Source organism: Paraburkholderia sp. SG-MS1 (assembly GCF_012275575.1).
In the GTDB taxonomy this organism is placed as follows: Bacteria; Pseudomonadota; Gammaproteobacteria; order Burkholderiales; family Burkholderiaceae; genus Paraburkholderia.
Map to the genome: position 1 here is coordinate 1 of NZ_NPIH01000252.1, position 14,224 is coordinate 14,224.

Consider the following 14,224-nt stretch of genomic DNA (forward strand, 5'->3'; position numbering starts at 1 on the left):
CGGCGTGCCGTCGGCGGGCATCGAATACTATCTGCCGCTCTTCTTCGACGAGACGGCGACGCTGTTCCACTACCTGCCGCAAGGCGCGCAGCTCGCGTTCGTCGGCGATCTCGACGCCGCCATCCGGCGCTTTACCAACGACACGAAGCAGCGCTACAACTTCCTGTCGCATGACCGCGACCGGCCGATCCTGGAGCCGGAGCGGCTGTTCCTGTCGGACGAAGATTTCTTTGCTTTCGCCAAGCCGTTCGCGCGGCTCGCGCTGCCCGCCAACGCGGGCGGCGGCTGGTCCACCCCGCTGCCGAATCTCGCGATCGACCGCCACGCCGACGATCCGGTGCTGGCCTTGCGCGCGTATCTCGACACCACGCCGAATCGCGTACTGTTCGCGGCGGAGTCGGCGGGCCGGCGCGAGACGCTGCTGCAGTTGCTGGCCGACAATCATCTGAAGCCCGCCTCGAGCGACAGCTTTCAGGACTGGCTGCTCGGCGACGCGCGTTTTTCGTTGGGCGTCGCGCCGCTCGCCAACGGCTTCGCCGTGCCGGCCGACGGCATCGCGATCATCACCGAGACCGAGTTGTACGGGCCGCTCGCGCGGCGCGCGGGGCGTCGCCGGCAGGAACAGGCGAGCAACGTCGATTCGATGGTGCGGGATTTGTCCGAGCTGAAAGTGGGCGACCCCGTCGTGCATTCGCAGCACGGTATCGGTCGCTACATGGGCCTCGTCACGATGGACCTCGGCGAAGGCGAGACCGAGTTCCTGCACCTCGAATATTCGGGTGACAGCAAGCTCTACGTGCCGGTCGCGCAATTGCACGTGATCTCGCGCTATAGCGGCGCCGATCCCGAAAGCGCGCCGCTGCACGCGCTCGGCTCCGGCCAGTGGGAAAAGGCGAAACGCAAAGCCGCGCAGCAGATTCGCGACACCGCAGCCGAGCTGCTCAATCTGTACGCGCGCCGCGCCGCGCGTTCGGGCCATGCGTTCCCGCTTGAACCGAAGGACTACGTGAAGTTCGCCGAGAGCTTCGGCTTCGAGGAAACACCCGACCAGGCCGCAGCGATCGCCGCCGTGATCGGCGACATGACAAGCGGCAAGCCAATGGATCGCCTCGTATGCGGCGACGTCGGCTTCGGCAAGACCGAAGTGGCCTTGCGCGCAGCGTTTATCGCGGTGATGGGCGGCAAGCAGGTGGCGCTGCTCTCGCCCACCACGCTGCTCGCCGAACAGCATACGCAGACCTTCACCGACCGCTTCTCCGACTGGCCGGTGCGCATCGCGGAGTTGTCGCGCTTCAAGTCGACCAAGGAAGTCAACGCGGCAATCCGGCAGATCAACGAAGGCACCGTCGACATCGTGATCGGCACGCACAAGCTGCTGTCGTCGGACGTGCAGTTCAAGCGGCTCGGGCTCGTGATCATCGACGAGGAACACCGCTTCGGCGTGCGTCAGAAAGAGGCGCTCAAGGCGCTGCGCGCGGAAGTAGACGTGCTCACGCTCACCGCCACGCCGATCCCGCGTACGCTCGGCATGGCGCTCGAAGGGCTGCGCGATTTTTCGGTGATCGCGACCGCGCCGCAAAAGCGCCTCGCCATCAAGACTTTCGTGCGTCGCGAGGAAGACAGCGTGATTCGCGAAGCGATGCTGCGCGAGCTGAAACGCGGCGGCCAGGTCTACTTCCTGCACAACGAAGTCGAAACCATCGAGAACCGCCGGCAGATGCTCGAAGCGCTCGTGCCCGAAGCGCGCATCGCGGTCGCGCACGGCCAGATGCATGAACGCGAACTCGAACGCGTGATGCGCGACTTCGTCGCCCAGCGCGCTAACGTGCTGCTGTGTACGACGATCATCGAAACCGGCATCGACGTGCCGAGCGCCAACACGATCCTGATCCATCGCGCCGACAAGTTCGGCCTCGCGCAATTGCATCAGTTGCGTGGACGCGTGGGCCGCTCGCATCACCAGGCGTATTCGTATCTGCTCGTGCATGATCCGCAAGGGCTCACCAAGCAGGCGCAACGCCGGCTCGAAGCGATCCAGCAGATGGAGGAACTCGGCTCGGGCTTCTATCTGGCGATGCACGACCTCGAAATTCGCGGCACCGGCGAAGTGCTCGGCGACAAGCAGTCGGGCGAGATTCACGAAATCGGTTTCCAGCTCTACACCGACATGCTGAACGATGCGGTGAAGGCGCTCAAGGAAGGCAAGGAGCCCGACCTTACCGCGCCGCTCGCCGCGACCACCGAGATCAATCTGCACGCGCCGGCCATTCTGCCGGCCGACTATTGCGGCGATGTGCAGGAGCGCCTGTCGCTTTACAAGCGCCTTGCCAACTGCGAACTCAACGACTCGATCGATGGCATCCAGGAAGAGCTGATCGACCGCTTCGGCAAGTTGCCGCCCCAGGCGCATGCGCTCGTGGAGACGCATCGTCTGCGGCTCGCCGCGAAGCCGCTCGGCATATCGAAGATCGATGCGGGCGAGGCGGTGATCGGCTTGCAGTTCATCCCCAATCCGCCGGTCGACGCAATGCGGATCATCGAGATGGTCCAGAAGCACAAGCACATCAAGCTCGCGGGGCAGGACAAGCTGCGTATCGAAACGCGCAGCCCCGATCTCGCGGTGCGGGTCGCGACGGTCAAGGAGACCTTGCGCGCGCTCGGCGCGCCGAGCCGCGGCACGGCGCCCGCTGCTGCCGCGCGTTGAGTCGGTTACCCACCTTCCGCACGCCTCGCCGTTAGCGTCGCGCGTCAGAAAATGGGGGGACGTGCTGCATTTTTTATGTGCATGCTGCGGTGCGCCAATGGCCGCCGCAGCATACGGGCGCATTTTTTTTGGGTATGATCGAAAGACTCAAATGCTGGAGTCTTGTCATGTCTCAAGTCGCTGAATCGGCGCAATCCTCACCCTCCACCTCCGCTTCAGACTCCTCTCCCATTTCGCTGCCGTGGGTCACCCGTCTCGTGTCGATGGACACGGTCAGCCGCAATCCGAATCTCGGCCTGATCGAAACGGTGCGCGACGAACTGCGCGCCGCCGGTATTGAAGCCACGCTCACGCACGACGGACGTGGCGGCAAATGGGCGAACCTGTTCGCCACCATTCCCGCGCATGATGGCGAAACGAACGGCGGCGTGGTGCTATCGGGTCATACCGACGTCGTGCCGGTGGACGGCCAGCAATGGGACAGCGATCCGTTCAAGCCGGAAATTCGCGGCGACAAGCTGTACGGCCGCGGCACGTGCGACATGAAGGGCTTCATCGGCGCGGCGCTCGCGCTCGTGCCGGAGATGCAGCGCGCAAAGCTCGCGAAACCGATTCACTTGGCGTTGTCGTTCGACGAAGAAGTAGGCTGCGCGGGCGCCCCGCTCCTGATCGCCGACCTGATGAAGCGCGGCGTGAAGCCAGACGGCTGCATCGTCGGCGAGCCGACCAGCATGCGCCCGATCGTGGCGCACAAGGGCATCAACGCGTACCAGTGCTGCGTGCGCGGCCAGGCGGCGCATTCGTCGCTGACGCCGAAGGGCTTGAACGCGATCGAGTACGCTGCGCGTCTGATCTGCTACATCCGCGACATGGCCGATCAGTTCCGCGAGCAAGGTCCGTTCGACGAACTGTACGACGTGCCCTTCACCACCGCGCAAACCAGCACGATCAGCGGCGGCAACGCGATCAACACGGTGCCGGCCGAATGCAGGTTCCAGTTCGAATTCCGCAATCTGCCCACGCTCGATCCCGAACCGATCTTCGCGCGCATCGATCAATACGCGCGTGAAACGCTGTTGCCGAAGATGTTGCGCGAACATCCGTCGGCGGCCATCGAGATCACGAAGATCGCCGCGGCGCCCGGCCTCGATTCATCTGAACAAGCGGCCATCACGCAACTCGTGCGTGCCCTGACCGCCGACCAGGACAAGCGCAAAGTCGCTTACGGCACCGAAGCCGGGCTGTTTTCGCTGGCGGGCATTCCGAGCATCGTATGCGGCCCGGGCGACATCCAGCAGGCGCACAAGGCCAACGAATTCGTCGCGCTGGAGCAGCTGGTGGGCTGCGAGCGCTTCCTGCAGAAATTCATCCGCAGCATGTCGGTCAGCGCAAGCGCTCACTGAAACGGCGCGGCGGAACGGTTCCTGCGTCAAACCGGTCTTATTCTCACCGAAGGACAACACGCTCCCGCCATGTCAACCGCCACGCCGCAGCACACCGACCACACGATCGACGGCGAGCCGATCCCTACGCTCGACGACATCGCCACACAGCATTTTGCGTTGACGCCGTGGGTCATGCGAACGCCGTCTTCGACCGGCTCGACTTTTCATCGCTGGAGCGCACGGTGGTGAATTTCAAGTTCGAACTGCTGCAGGCGGGTGGCAGCTTCAAGGCGCGCGGCGCGTTCACGAACCTGCTCGCGCTCGATGAAACCCAACGCAGCGCGGGCGTCACGTGCGTGTCGGGTGGCAATCATGCGGTGGCGCTCGCGTATGCGGCCATGCGTCTGGGCATCAGCGCCAAAGTTGTGTTGTTTCGCGCGGCCAATCCGGCGCGTGTCGCGTTGTGCCGGCAATATCACGGCGACATCGTGTTCGCTGAAGATATTGCCGAGGCGTTCGAACTGGTGCGCCGTATCGAAGCTGAAGAAGGCCGCTATTTCGTGCATCCGTTCAACGGTTATCGCACGGTGCTGGGCTCGGCCACGCTCGGCTACGAATGGGCCACGCAAACGCCCGACCTCGAAGCGGTGATCGTGCCGGTCGGCGGCGGCGGTCTTGCCGCCGGCGTCTCCACGGCAATGCGGCTCGCCAATCCCAATGTGCATGTGTACGGCGTCGAACCCGAAGGATCGGATGTGATGAGCAAGAGTTTCGCCGCCAATCACACGGTCAAGATGGGCCACATGCATAGCATCGCCGATTCGCTGATGTCGCCGCATACCGAGGAATACAGCTACGAGTTGTGCCGCCGTCATATTGATCAATTGGTGACCGTCTCCGACGACCAGTTGCGCGCGGCCATGCTGATCCTCTTCGCACAACTGAAGCTGGCGGTGGAACCGGCATGCGCGGCGGCGACCGCGGCGCTGCTTGGGCCGCTGCGCGAGCCGTTGCAGGGCAAGCGCGTGGGCGTGCTGTTGTGCGGCACCAATACCGACCCGGTCAGTTTTGCCGCGCATCTCGAGCGTGCACGCCATAGCGCGTCACAGTTTCCTCAATAGAAACATTCGTCGGCGCAGCCCGGGCCAAAACACTGGCCTATCCTTCTCAGGTTGGTATCATGCGGCTATTGATATCTGGGAGGAACCTCTATGAGCATGATCAAGGAATTCAAGGAATTCGCCCTCAAGGGCAACGTGATGGATCTCGCGGTCGGTGTGATTATCGGCGGCGCTTTTTCCACCATTGTAAATTCAGTTGTCAAAGACCTGATCATGCCGATCGTCGGGCTTGCCACCGGCGGTCTCGATTTCTCCAATATGTTCATTCGCCTCGGCGAGATTCCGCCCACTTATCACGGCAATCCCACTTCATACAAAGACCTGCAGACGGCAGGCGTCGCGGTGATCGGTTATGGCTCGTTCATCACGGTGCTCATCAACTTCATCATTCTCGCCTTCATCATTTTCCTGATGGTCAAGTTCATCAACAATCTGCGTAAGCCGGCTGAAGCCGCACCGGCAGAACCGCCGCCGACGCCGGAAGACGTGCTGCTGCTGCGCGAAATCCGCGATTCGCTGAAGAATTCCCCACGTTGAACCCTACCGATGCGGCACATTCAGTGCGCCGCATCCAGCCAAAAGAAAGGCCTGTGGCGACAAGAGTCGCCACAGGCCTTTCTCTTTTGCATGAGCTTGGAACAACGCGCTCATGCGGCGCACGCGTCATGCCTGCTTTCGCGCCTTCAGATTCACCGCGCTTTCGATCATCGTCTCGAGCTGGCCGAAATTGACGGGCTTGGTCAGATGCGATGTGAAGCCCGCGCTCAGACAGCGGCGCACGTCTTCATCGGTGCCGAAGCCGGTCAGCGCGACGGCGGGCGCATCCGAATGTTCGCGAAACGCCTTGATGAAATCGAGGCCCGTGCCGTCCGGCAAGCCGACATCGCTGACGATCAGATCGAAAGCCTGCTGCTGGGTGGCGGCGAGCGCATCGTCGACCCGGCCCACTACGGTCACGTCGTGACCCAAGCCACGGATCAGTTGCGCCATCACCTCGGCGGTATCGACGTGATCCTCGATGAGCAGGATGGTCAGCAATCCGCCCGCATGCACCGCGGCCTGAGCCGCGACCGGTTGCACGCCCGATGGCGGCGCCGCGGTCGGCAGTGTGATCGTGAAGGTCGCACCGCAGTGCGCGCCGGGGCTCTGCGCGGTGACGGTGCCGCCGTGCACGTCGGTCAACGCTTTCGTGATCGCGAGGCCCAGACCCAGCCCTCCGAATTGCCGCGTCATGTTCTGGCTGCCCTGCTCGAACGCGTTGAACAGCTTGCCGATCTGTCCCGGCTCGATGCCGATGCCGGTATCCTCGACGCAGATCTGCACATGCATGCGCTCGTCGCGCGTGCGCACGTAGATATGGCCGCCGTCCGGCGTGAACTTCGCGGCGTTGCGAATCAGGTTCCACAGCATCTGTTGCAGGCGCGCGCGATCGGCCAGCACGTAATGATGGGTCGCCCGCTTGTCGACGTGCACGTCCTGCTGCTTGACCTGGATCTCGCTGCGAAACAGTTCGAGCACGCTGTCCATCACGTCGTGCACATCGACCGTTTCGAGTGACAGCCGCAGCTTGCCGTTCGCCACGCGCGTCAGATCGAGCAGGTCGTCGATCAGCCGCGCTTCCAGTTCGACGTTGCGACGAATCATGCGCACGCTGTTGCGCGCCTGGTCGGGCAGATCGGGAATCATCTCCAGCACGCGGGCGCCGGCCAGCACCGGCGTGAGCGGCGTGCGCAATTCATGCGACAGCATCGCCAGGAAGCGGTCTTTCGCGCGGTTCGCTTCTTCGGCGGTCTGACGGGCCGCCTGCTCCGATGCGAGCAGCCGCTCGCGTTCCTCGATCGCCTCGCGCTGCGAGTGAATGTCGGTGCAGCTGCCGAACCACTTGACGACGTTGCGTTCGGCGTCACGCACCGCCACCACACGCGTGTCGAACCAGCGGTATTCGCCGTCATGGCGGCGAATGCGCATCTCGCGCCGATAATCGCCGGTCGGGTTCGCCACCGCCTTGAGCCAACTGCGGCGGATCGCTTCGCGATCGTCGGGATGCACCGCGTCCAGCCATGCGAGACCATACGAACTGTGGTCGGAGAGCCCCGTGTAGTCGCACCACTGCTTCGAGAGAAAATCGCAGTCGCCCGCCGCGTTGCATGTCAGCACGAGGTGCGGCAATGCTTCGGACAACGTGCGGTAATGCTGCTCGCGATCGCGCAGCAGCAAGGCCTCGTCCGATGCTCGTTGCAGGCGCACTTGCGACAGCACGCGCTCGACGGCTTCCGGCAGGTAATCGAGGTAATCGCCGGCCTTCGGCACCACGTCGGACACGCCCGCGCGCAATGCTTCGATCACGCGCGACTCGTCGGTAAACCCGGTCACGAGGATCGCGGGAATCCGCACGCCTTCCGCGCGCAAGCGGCGAAAGAAGTCGAGTCCGGTTTCCGGTCCGCTCAACTGGTAGTCGAGCACCAGCAGATCGGGGCCGCCGTCGGCAAGCCGCGCGCGGGCCGCATCCGCGCCCGCGCAGATTGCGACCCGGCAGCCGGCGCGTTCGAGCGACTTGCGCGCGAGCCGCAGAATGCCCTCGTCGTCATCGACGACGAGCACATAGGCGGCGTGCGGCGTGGACACTTCTTCGGTCATGCGAACTGTTCTCTGGCTGATGGGTTGGTCTGTCGGCTTGCTCTATCTTGTCATGAGCGGCTTTGGGGCAGCTTCGGGCTGCGCCGGACACGCACGCGCGCAAGCCCGCCATCACGGCGCATCCAGCCGATGGCCGGGCGGCAGCTTGACCACTTGCAGGAAGAAGCCCAGGCGGCGCACCGCTTCGATGAACGCATCGTATTCGACCGGTTTGCAGATGTAGACGTTGCAGCCGAGCTCGTAGCAGCGCGCGATTTCGCGCGGATCGTCGGTCGTGGTCAGCACGATGACCGGCACCGAGGCGGTCCGCGGCGATTCCTTCAGACGCCGCAGCACTTCGAAGCCGTCGACCCGCGGCATTTTCAGATCGAGCAGCACGACGAAATTTGTCAGGTCCCCGCACGCCGGATAAATGTCAGCGACGCGGCTCGGCGTCGAACCGCCTGCGCCTTCGGGCGGCGCCGGGCCGAAGAAATAATCGAGAGCCTGCTGCCCGTCGCGAAAACGCACGAAGCCGTTCGATATGCCCGCGCGGCGCAGATTGCGCTCGACCAGCGTAGCGTGGCCGTCGTCGTCTTCGATCAGCACGATACTGACCGTTTCCCCGTGACTCATATGCGCTCCGTGCTATTCATTCGTCCAGCCATGCGGCCTTTCATGTCCGCCACGTGTGTCACGCCCGTCATGTCCGCACCGTTGCCGTGCGCCCCCGTGCCGCGTCAGAGGCGTATCGGCTGTTCGGGCAACGCGACGAAGAACGTCGATCCCGCACCTTCGGCGGACTCGACCCACACTCGCCCGCCATGCCGCTCCACCGTGCGGCGCACCACCGCGAGCCCGATGCCGTCGCCGCGCGCGACCTCGCCGTGCAGACGCTGGAACGCGCGGAACACCTTCGACATATACGCAGCCGGTATCCCGAGGCCATTATCGCGGACGTAATAGGTGCGCATGCGCACCGCGCGCGGCTCGGTTTCATGGACCGATGCGGGCTCCAGCGCGCCGATCTCGATACGTCCGCTACGTGCCGGGTCAAGAAAATTCAGCGCGTTGCCGATCAGGTTACTGAAGATCTGCTCGACCGCGGCGGGGTCGCCCCATGCGGGCGGCAACTCGCGCACCGTGACGACCGCCTGGCGCTGGCTGATCCCGCCCCGCAGCGCGTCGACCACGCGGCCCACCACGCGTCCAACGCTGACCCGCTGCCATTGATATTCGAGGCGGCCCGCGCGCGAAATCCGCAACAGCGCGTCGATGATCGACGCCGCCCGCGTCACCGCCGTACGCAAGTAGTGCAACGACTCGCGCACGTCGCCGTCGAGAATATGCGCCATGCGCCGGCGCTGCGCCTGCGGCAATCCGGCCTGCGCCACGATGGTATCCAGTTCGTCGCACGACACCTGCAATTCCTTCGAAAAGCCTTGCAGATTCACTAGCGGCGAGCGCAAATCATGCGACACGCTGTAGATGAACATTTCGTTGTCTTGTGTTTCCTGACGCAGTTCCTCGTTGACGCTCGCGAGCGCCAGCGCATGCGCCTCGAGCCGGGTCTTCAGCGTGGCCTGCTTGTTCTCCGCGTCGCGCAGACGCGCACCGGTTTGATGCAGCACGGCGTCGAGCGTCGAGATTTCGTCGTTGCCCGACAGCGGTACTGCGAGCGGCCGGCCGTTGCCAAGGCGCTCGGCATTGCCGGTCAACACTTCGAGGCGCCGCCCGATGCTGCGCGCGAACACTGCCGCCGTGGCCGCCCAGATCAGCANCCCCAACACCGCCGCAATCAGCGCGTATTGCTGACGCTCGCGGCGCCGTGCGAGCGCCGCCGAACGGTCGGCATCGAGCCGCGTGGCCTCGTTGTCGAACGCGGTGAGCTCGTCGCGAAACAGCACGATCTGTTGCGGCAATGCGCCGGTTTCCTGTGCAATGAATGGCGCGAGGCTGCGCCCCTCGTGCAGCGCCTGCGAAATGGCAACCGTATGCGCGCGATAGGCGTCGACCACGCGCTGCATGTTGCGCACGCGCTCGACCTGCTGCGGCGTGGCGGCGACCAGCGCGTCGAGTTTCGACAGACGGTCGCCGAGGTCGACCCATACCGTATGACGCTCCAGTAGCGAGGCGTCGCGGGTCGCCATGGCCGTGCGCACTCGCGCGGCCTGACGCAGCAGCGGATCGACGAGGGCCGATGACTGATAGAGGATCTGCTTGCTGTTGTCGACCCACTGCGCGGCCTGCGCTGTCTGCTCCTGGGTATCGAAGACGACGCCAAGAAGCGCCAGCTCGACCACGCTCGGCACTGCAATCAGCAGCAGACCCTTCGTGAATAATTTCATGTTCGCCCGAAGGGTCGTTCGAGCCGGGGCGGCTCGCGAGCACCGGTTGCGCGCGCCCCGCTGACGCGCCAGAGGCAAACACCTCGCGCGCTGCGCAATGCAGCCGGCCGGGCCATTATCGGCGTGAACGCAAGATATTTCAACGCAACTGCAAGATGCGCTCGCCCACATAAAAATGACTTTTTTATTGTTATTGGATGTTTTTTCAGCGGCTCGTGCGTCTATGATGGAAACAGATGTGTTGGGATGCGAAAGCGCGCGGCGAGGCGGTTCGGCATGATTCGTGCGGGAGGCGATGAGGCGGCAAAGTCGTCGATTCATCGTGAATCCGACCTTGTCGTATGCTATAAAAGATCGACGTGCGGCGCGCGAAGCCGGGAGTTGTCGCATGAGGACGCAGCGTTTCTTGCAATTCTTTTTCAGGCGAATTTTTATGTCCTTCCCGAAAAAGCGTAGACGCGCGAAGGTGGACGGCGATGAGTCGTTCCTCGCGGTACTGCGGCATTTCAAGCCGTTCGGCCAGCTCGACACCAAGATTGCGCGTGCGCGTGCACAAGACGAGCCGGTGTTGTATGCCCACGTGTTGCCCGGGCTCGACGTGCTCCTGTGCAGCGTGCGCGGCGCGCAACCGCCCTATCCGGCGCCCGCCGAATTGAGGCGCCGCTGCATCGAATCCATCACCAATGCGTTGGAACAGCCGCTCGACGGGCTCGAGAACGGCGGGTACTGGTACGAGGCGGACGGCTTCGGCTTCCTTGTCTTCGCCAGCCGCGCGCGCGGCAAGATTCTCACGGAATTCGGCGCCACGCGAGTCGGTTCGCGTCGAGGTGTGCGTCGACAGGACGCCGCGGGCGATGCCACTCCGCGCTCACTCAGGTAGCGACGTCGCGATAGCGCCGGCGGTTCATTCCCGTACTTGTCGCATCCGGCAGCGCCACTGGTTTGGTTCAGGTGGCGCTGTATCCCATCTCTTCAGTTGAACTAGCCATATCCGGCGCCGCATTGACCTGTGGCGCCCCACAGGCGGCGTGCCGCTGTGCGTTACTCCCTGATCGAATCGTCGGCGTGGCCCCGCGCAGGCGGCACGCTGATCAACCATAGGAAGACGAACGACAGGCCGCCGCCGAAGCTCCAGCTCAGCCAGTCCGCGGGCAGCACCGGTAGCATGGAAAACATCAGCTCCCCTTATATTCGGCCGCGCTCGCCGGCGACACGACAGCGGGCTTCCGGTTCACCGCGGCGGGAGACGACGCACCGCCCGCCGACTTGTTGACCGGTGCGCCTTCCAGAGACAGCGGCGCCTTGGGCTTCTGCTTGACGCCTGGCGGCGGCGCCGTCGGCGCCTGACGAACCTGCGCAAGCAACTGTGCGCACGGCAGCGGCTTGTTGTTGCTAGGCGCGAGCAGCGGAATCAGCGCGGCGAACGGATTGATGAGGCCGAGTCCGATGGCCGCGCCGCCTCGCAGCGCGAGCGCCGCCGCGTTCACGCCGACATGCGGATCCTTGAAGGTGCCCTTCACGTACAGCGGCGAGCGCAGCGAAAACACGCGGAAGCCCTTGGTATGTGGATGCACGCCAAGGTCGAGCGTCTCGTCGCGCAGATTGACGGTCCCGTCGATGTTGATCACCGCGTCGTCGGTATCGAGTGCGAATATGCGCGATTCGAGCACACCGTTGGTCGCGACGAAATCGGCGGCCGCGCAGTTGATCTTCACGTCGCGATTGCCGAACAGTTTTTCATACACGACGTTCGCCACGTTCAGCCCCGCCGCTTCCATCAGCAGACGGCTCACCGTGCCGTCCGTCACCAGCGTCTTCATTTCACCGTTTGAAGTGGCCGCGAGTGCCGCCGGCGAATTGCCGGTCGCCGTCAAGGCGGCGTCCCCGTTGATCTCGCCGAGCGCATTCTGCATCGTCTTGAAATTCGGGAACAGCTGCTTGAGCTTCAGATGCCGCGCCGAGGTCGAGAAGCGCCCCTTCAGCGGCACCGCGCTGCCGTCCAGATGAATGTCTGATGCGAGCGAGCCGCCCGCCACGCCAAATTTTAACGGCTCCAGCGAGAGGACCCCATCGGTCATCACGACATGCGTGTACAGGTCCGTGATTGGCAGGTCCGCCGTCTTGACGATGCGCCGGCCGGTGAACCTGACGTCGGCATCGATGGCCTTCCAGCGGTCGGTGCGGAATTCCTCGACCGGCAGCACGCGGCCACTCGGCTGCACCGTCGCATCGCCGCGTTTGGCCTTGCTCGCGTTCGAGTCCGCGCCGATCACCGGAGCCAGATCCGAGAACTGCAGCAGATGCGACACCAGCTCACCCTGCAGCAACGGACGCGGCTCACGCGCCGTATAGGTCAACGAACCGTTCAGATCGCTGCCGCCGACCCGGCCTGTAAAATTTTCATACTTGAAGACGTTGCCGCTCGACTTGAACTGACCGATTAGCCGGCCCTCGGTCGCGTACGGCGGGGTGTCGGGCAGGGTCACGCCGGTCAGCGAGTAGAGGCGCGCCATGCTGTTGCCTTGCAGCCAGAGGCGCAGATCGACCGCCGCGAGATGCGCGGGATCGGTGATCGTGCCGACGAGGCCCACGTGCAGGTCGCCCGCCTTCACGTCGGCCTGCACGGGGAACGGCCGGCTCGCGTCCTGGAGCGCCAGCACGCCGCCGACCTTGCCGCTGCCCGCCACCGGCGTCTTGTTATAGGTGCCCTTGATGGTCCAGCCGATGCCATACGGCGGGATCTCCCGCTTCGCCCCTGCCGCTGCGTTCTCCTGTGCCTTGGTTGCGCTCGCGCCCGATGTCGCTGCGCTTTCGCTGGCCGCGCGGGAACCGCCGGCCATCAGCGCGCCCGAGGCGCCCGACGCCTCGACAGCGGACACCGAGGCGCCCGAAGCGGCCGCCGCCGATGCCGCCGATGCCGCCGATGCCGCCGCGGCCTCCGATGCGGCCTGCGCATTCGCCTGCGCGGTCAGCCTGCTCGCGCCCGCCTTGCCGATTGCCTGTGCGGACGCGCTGCGCGAGGCCGCCTCTTGCTGCTTCATCGCCTCACCGATCGGAATCGGCTGGCCGAGCGTGTCGATGACCATCTGCACGTCGACTTTCTTCTGCTGGTCGGACAGGGCAATATTGCCCTTCGCAAATGCGATGTCGTGCAGATCGAGCTTCCATTCGGACGGCCCGCTCGATGCAGGCAGTTTGAAAGTCCAGTTGTTGCGCCCGTCGAGCAGACGTTCGAGATCGACGGACGGATTGACGAGGTTGATCGCCGGAATCACGATGTCGTGTGCGAGCAGCGGCAACACCTTGACCTGGAAATCGATTTCATCGAGCGTGGCGAAGTTCGGCTGTTTGGTCCAGTCGGGATTGCCCACCGTGATATTGGCCGCCGAGAAGCGCGGCCAGGGCACCCAGCCGCGCCAGCCCGTCTCGCCCACCGGATGCCGCCAGCCCACCTTCAGGTCCCCGTTGATCGCGAACGGCCGGCCGATAGCTTGCGTGACCTTGTCGTTGACATAAGGCCGGGCGCGATTCCAGTCGAAGGTCAAAATAAAAATGGTCAGCGCGACTATCAGAAGGACAATCGTCGCCAGCAGCCATGCGATGATTTTTCCGATCCGCCGTCCGGTGCTCGACACTGCCATTGTGAAGCTCCGTCATTGTTCTTCGTGATGGACCGGGCAGCAGATATCGTGCCCGGTGCCTCGCGATGAATCGCGTTGTCGTTTTATCATGCTGCACCCGGCTACGGCGAATCGGCGGCACGGCGCCGCTTCGCAAGTCATCCGGGCCACGACACAACTCCGACTGCGATCGAGCTCATGACCGATGTTCCCCTCGTCCTCGCCGACGGTATCGTCCGGCGCGATGCGCTGCGCGGCCAGACGCTGTTGCAGCCGACCACCTTCGCACTGCACGCCGGCGAGCGAGTCGCCATCACCGGCGCGTCCGGCTCGGGCAAGAGCGTACTGCTGCGCGCGCTCGCTTTGCTCGATCCGCTCGATGCGGGCCGCATCTTCTGGCACGGTGCGGCGGTCGAACGCGCCGCAATTC

General features: G+C 64.2%; 10 protein-coding genes and 1 pseudogene. 6 read left to right on the forward strand and 5 right to left on the reverse strand.

What is annotated here, in order from left to right; translation table 11 throughout:
- The 4 genes and pseudogenes from mfd to mscL all read left to right on the forward strand — a co-directional run.
- The coding region (gene mfd / locus CIC12_RS25275) for a transcription-repair coupling factor (RefSeq protein ID WP_168668105.1) at positions 1-2,704 on the forward strand (2,704 nt) is incomplete at its 5' end.
- Positions 2,705-2,871: 167 nt separating this feature from the next.
- The gene (gene argE / locus CIC12_RS25280; RefSeq protein WP_168668107.1) at positions 2,872-4,107 is read left to right on the forward strand and encodes an acetylornithine deacetylase; all 1,236 of its coding nucleotides are present in this window, start codon (positions 2,872-2,874) and stop codon (positions 4,105-4,107) included.
- Between the two features lie 69 nt (positions 4,108-4,176).
- Positions 4,177-5,210 (forward strand): annotated as a pseudogene (locus tag CIC12_RS25285) (threonine/serine dehydratase).
- Between the two features lie 90 nt (positions 5,211-5,300).
- Positions 5,301-5,747, forward strand: coding sequence for a large conductance mechanosensitive channel protein MscL (gene mscL, locus CIC12_RS25290; protein WP_168668109.1), 447 nt, complete (start codon positions 5,301-5,303; stop codon positions 5,745-5,747).
- Positions 5,748-5,873: 126 nt separating this feature from the next.
- Here mscL and CIC12_RS25295 read toward each other — a convergent pair whose 3' ends face one another.
- The 3 genes from CIC12_RS25295 to CIC12_RS25305 all read right to left on the reverse strand — a co-directional run bounded on the left by CIC12_RS25295 (position 5,874) and on the right by CIC12_RS25305 (position 10,174).
- Positions 5,874-7,847 carry a hybrid sensor histidine kinase/response regulator gene (locus CIC12_RS25295; RefSeq protein ID WP_168668111.1) on the reverse strand — a complete coding sequence of 658 codons (1,974 nt, stop codon included), beginning with the start codon at positions 7,845-7,847 and terminating at the stop codon, positions 5,874-5,876.
- Between the two features lie 111 nt (positions 7,848-7,958).
- On the reverse strand, positions 7,959-8,462 hold the full coding sequence (locus CIC12_RS25300) for a response regulator (protein WP_168668113.1): 504 nt from the start codon (positions 8,460-8,462) through the stop codon (positions 7,959-7,961).
- Between the two features lie 104 nt (positions 8,463-8,566).
- Positions 8,567-10,174: a sensor histidine kinase gene (locus CIC12_RS25305; protein WP_168668115.1), complete on the reverse strand. Its 1,608-nt coding sequence runs from the start codon at positions 10,172-10,174 to the stop codon at positions 8,567-8,569.
- A gap of 388 nt (positions 10,175-10,562) precedes the next feature.
- On the opposite strand from CIC12_RS25305, the gene CIC12_RS25310 reads away from it, so the two are divergent.
- Positions 10,563-11,054, forward strand: coding sequence for a hypothetical protein (locus tag CIC12_RS25310; RefSeq protein ID WP_121318306.1), 492 nt, complete (start codon positions 10,563-10,565; stop codon positions 11,052-11,054).
- 161 nt (positions 11,055-11,215) lie between these two features.
- On the opposite strand, the gene CIC12_RS33700 is transcribed toward CIC12_RS25310, so the two are convergent.
- Entirely contained in the window at positions 11,216-11,350 is a 135-nt protein-coding gene (locus tag CIC12_RS33700; RefSeq protein ID WP_274597576.1) for a hypothetical protein, read from the reverse strand.
- Positions 11,350-13,815 carry an AsmA family protein gene (locus CIC12_RS25315; RefSeq protein WP_168668117.1) on the reverse strand — a complete coding sequence of 822 codons (2,466 nt, stop codon included), beginning with the start codon at positions 13,813-13,815 and terminating at the stop codon, positions 11,350-11,352. The genes CIC12_RS33700 and CIC12_RS25315 overlap by 1 nt, the downstream gene beginning before the upstream one ends.
- Positions 13,816-13,992: 177 nt before the next feature.
- Between CIC12_RS25315 and CIC12_RS25320 the strand changes: the two genes are divergently transcribed.
- Positions 13,993-14,224 (forward strand): ATP-binding cassette domain-containing protein (locus CIC12_RS25320; protein ID WP_168668119.1); only part of this gene is annotated, 232 nt, incomplete at its 3' end.

Coding starts and splice junctions, on each gene's coding strand:
- CIC12_RS25315 (WP_168668117.1), bottom strand. CDS start 13,815: ATGGCAGTGTCGAGCACCGGACGGCGGATCGGAAAAATCATCGCATGG.
- mscL (WP_168668109.1), top strand. CDS start 5,301: ATGAGCATGATCAAGGAATTCAAGGAATTCGCCCTCAAGGGCAACGTG.
- CIC12_RS25295 (WP_168668111.1), bottom strand. CDS start 7,847: ATGACCGAAGAAGTGTCCACGCCGCACGCCGCCTATGTGCTCGTCGTC.
- CIC12_RS25310 (WP_121318306.1), top strand. CDS start 10,563: ATGAGGACGCAGCGTTTCTTGCAATTCTTTTTCAGGCGAATTTTTATG.
- CIC12_RS33700 (WP_274597576.1), bottom strand. CDS start 11,350: ATGTTTTCCATGCTACCGGTGCTGCCCGCGGACTGGCTGAGCTGGAGC.
- CIC12_RS25300 (WP_168668113.1), bottom strand. CDS start 8,462: ATGAGTCACGGGGAAACGGTCAGTATCGTGCTGATCGAAGACGACGAC.
- argE (WP_168668107.1), top strand. CDS start 2,872: ATGTCTCAAGTCGCTGAATCGGCGCAATCCTCACCCTCCACCTCCGCT.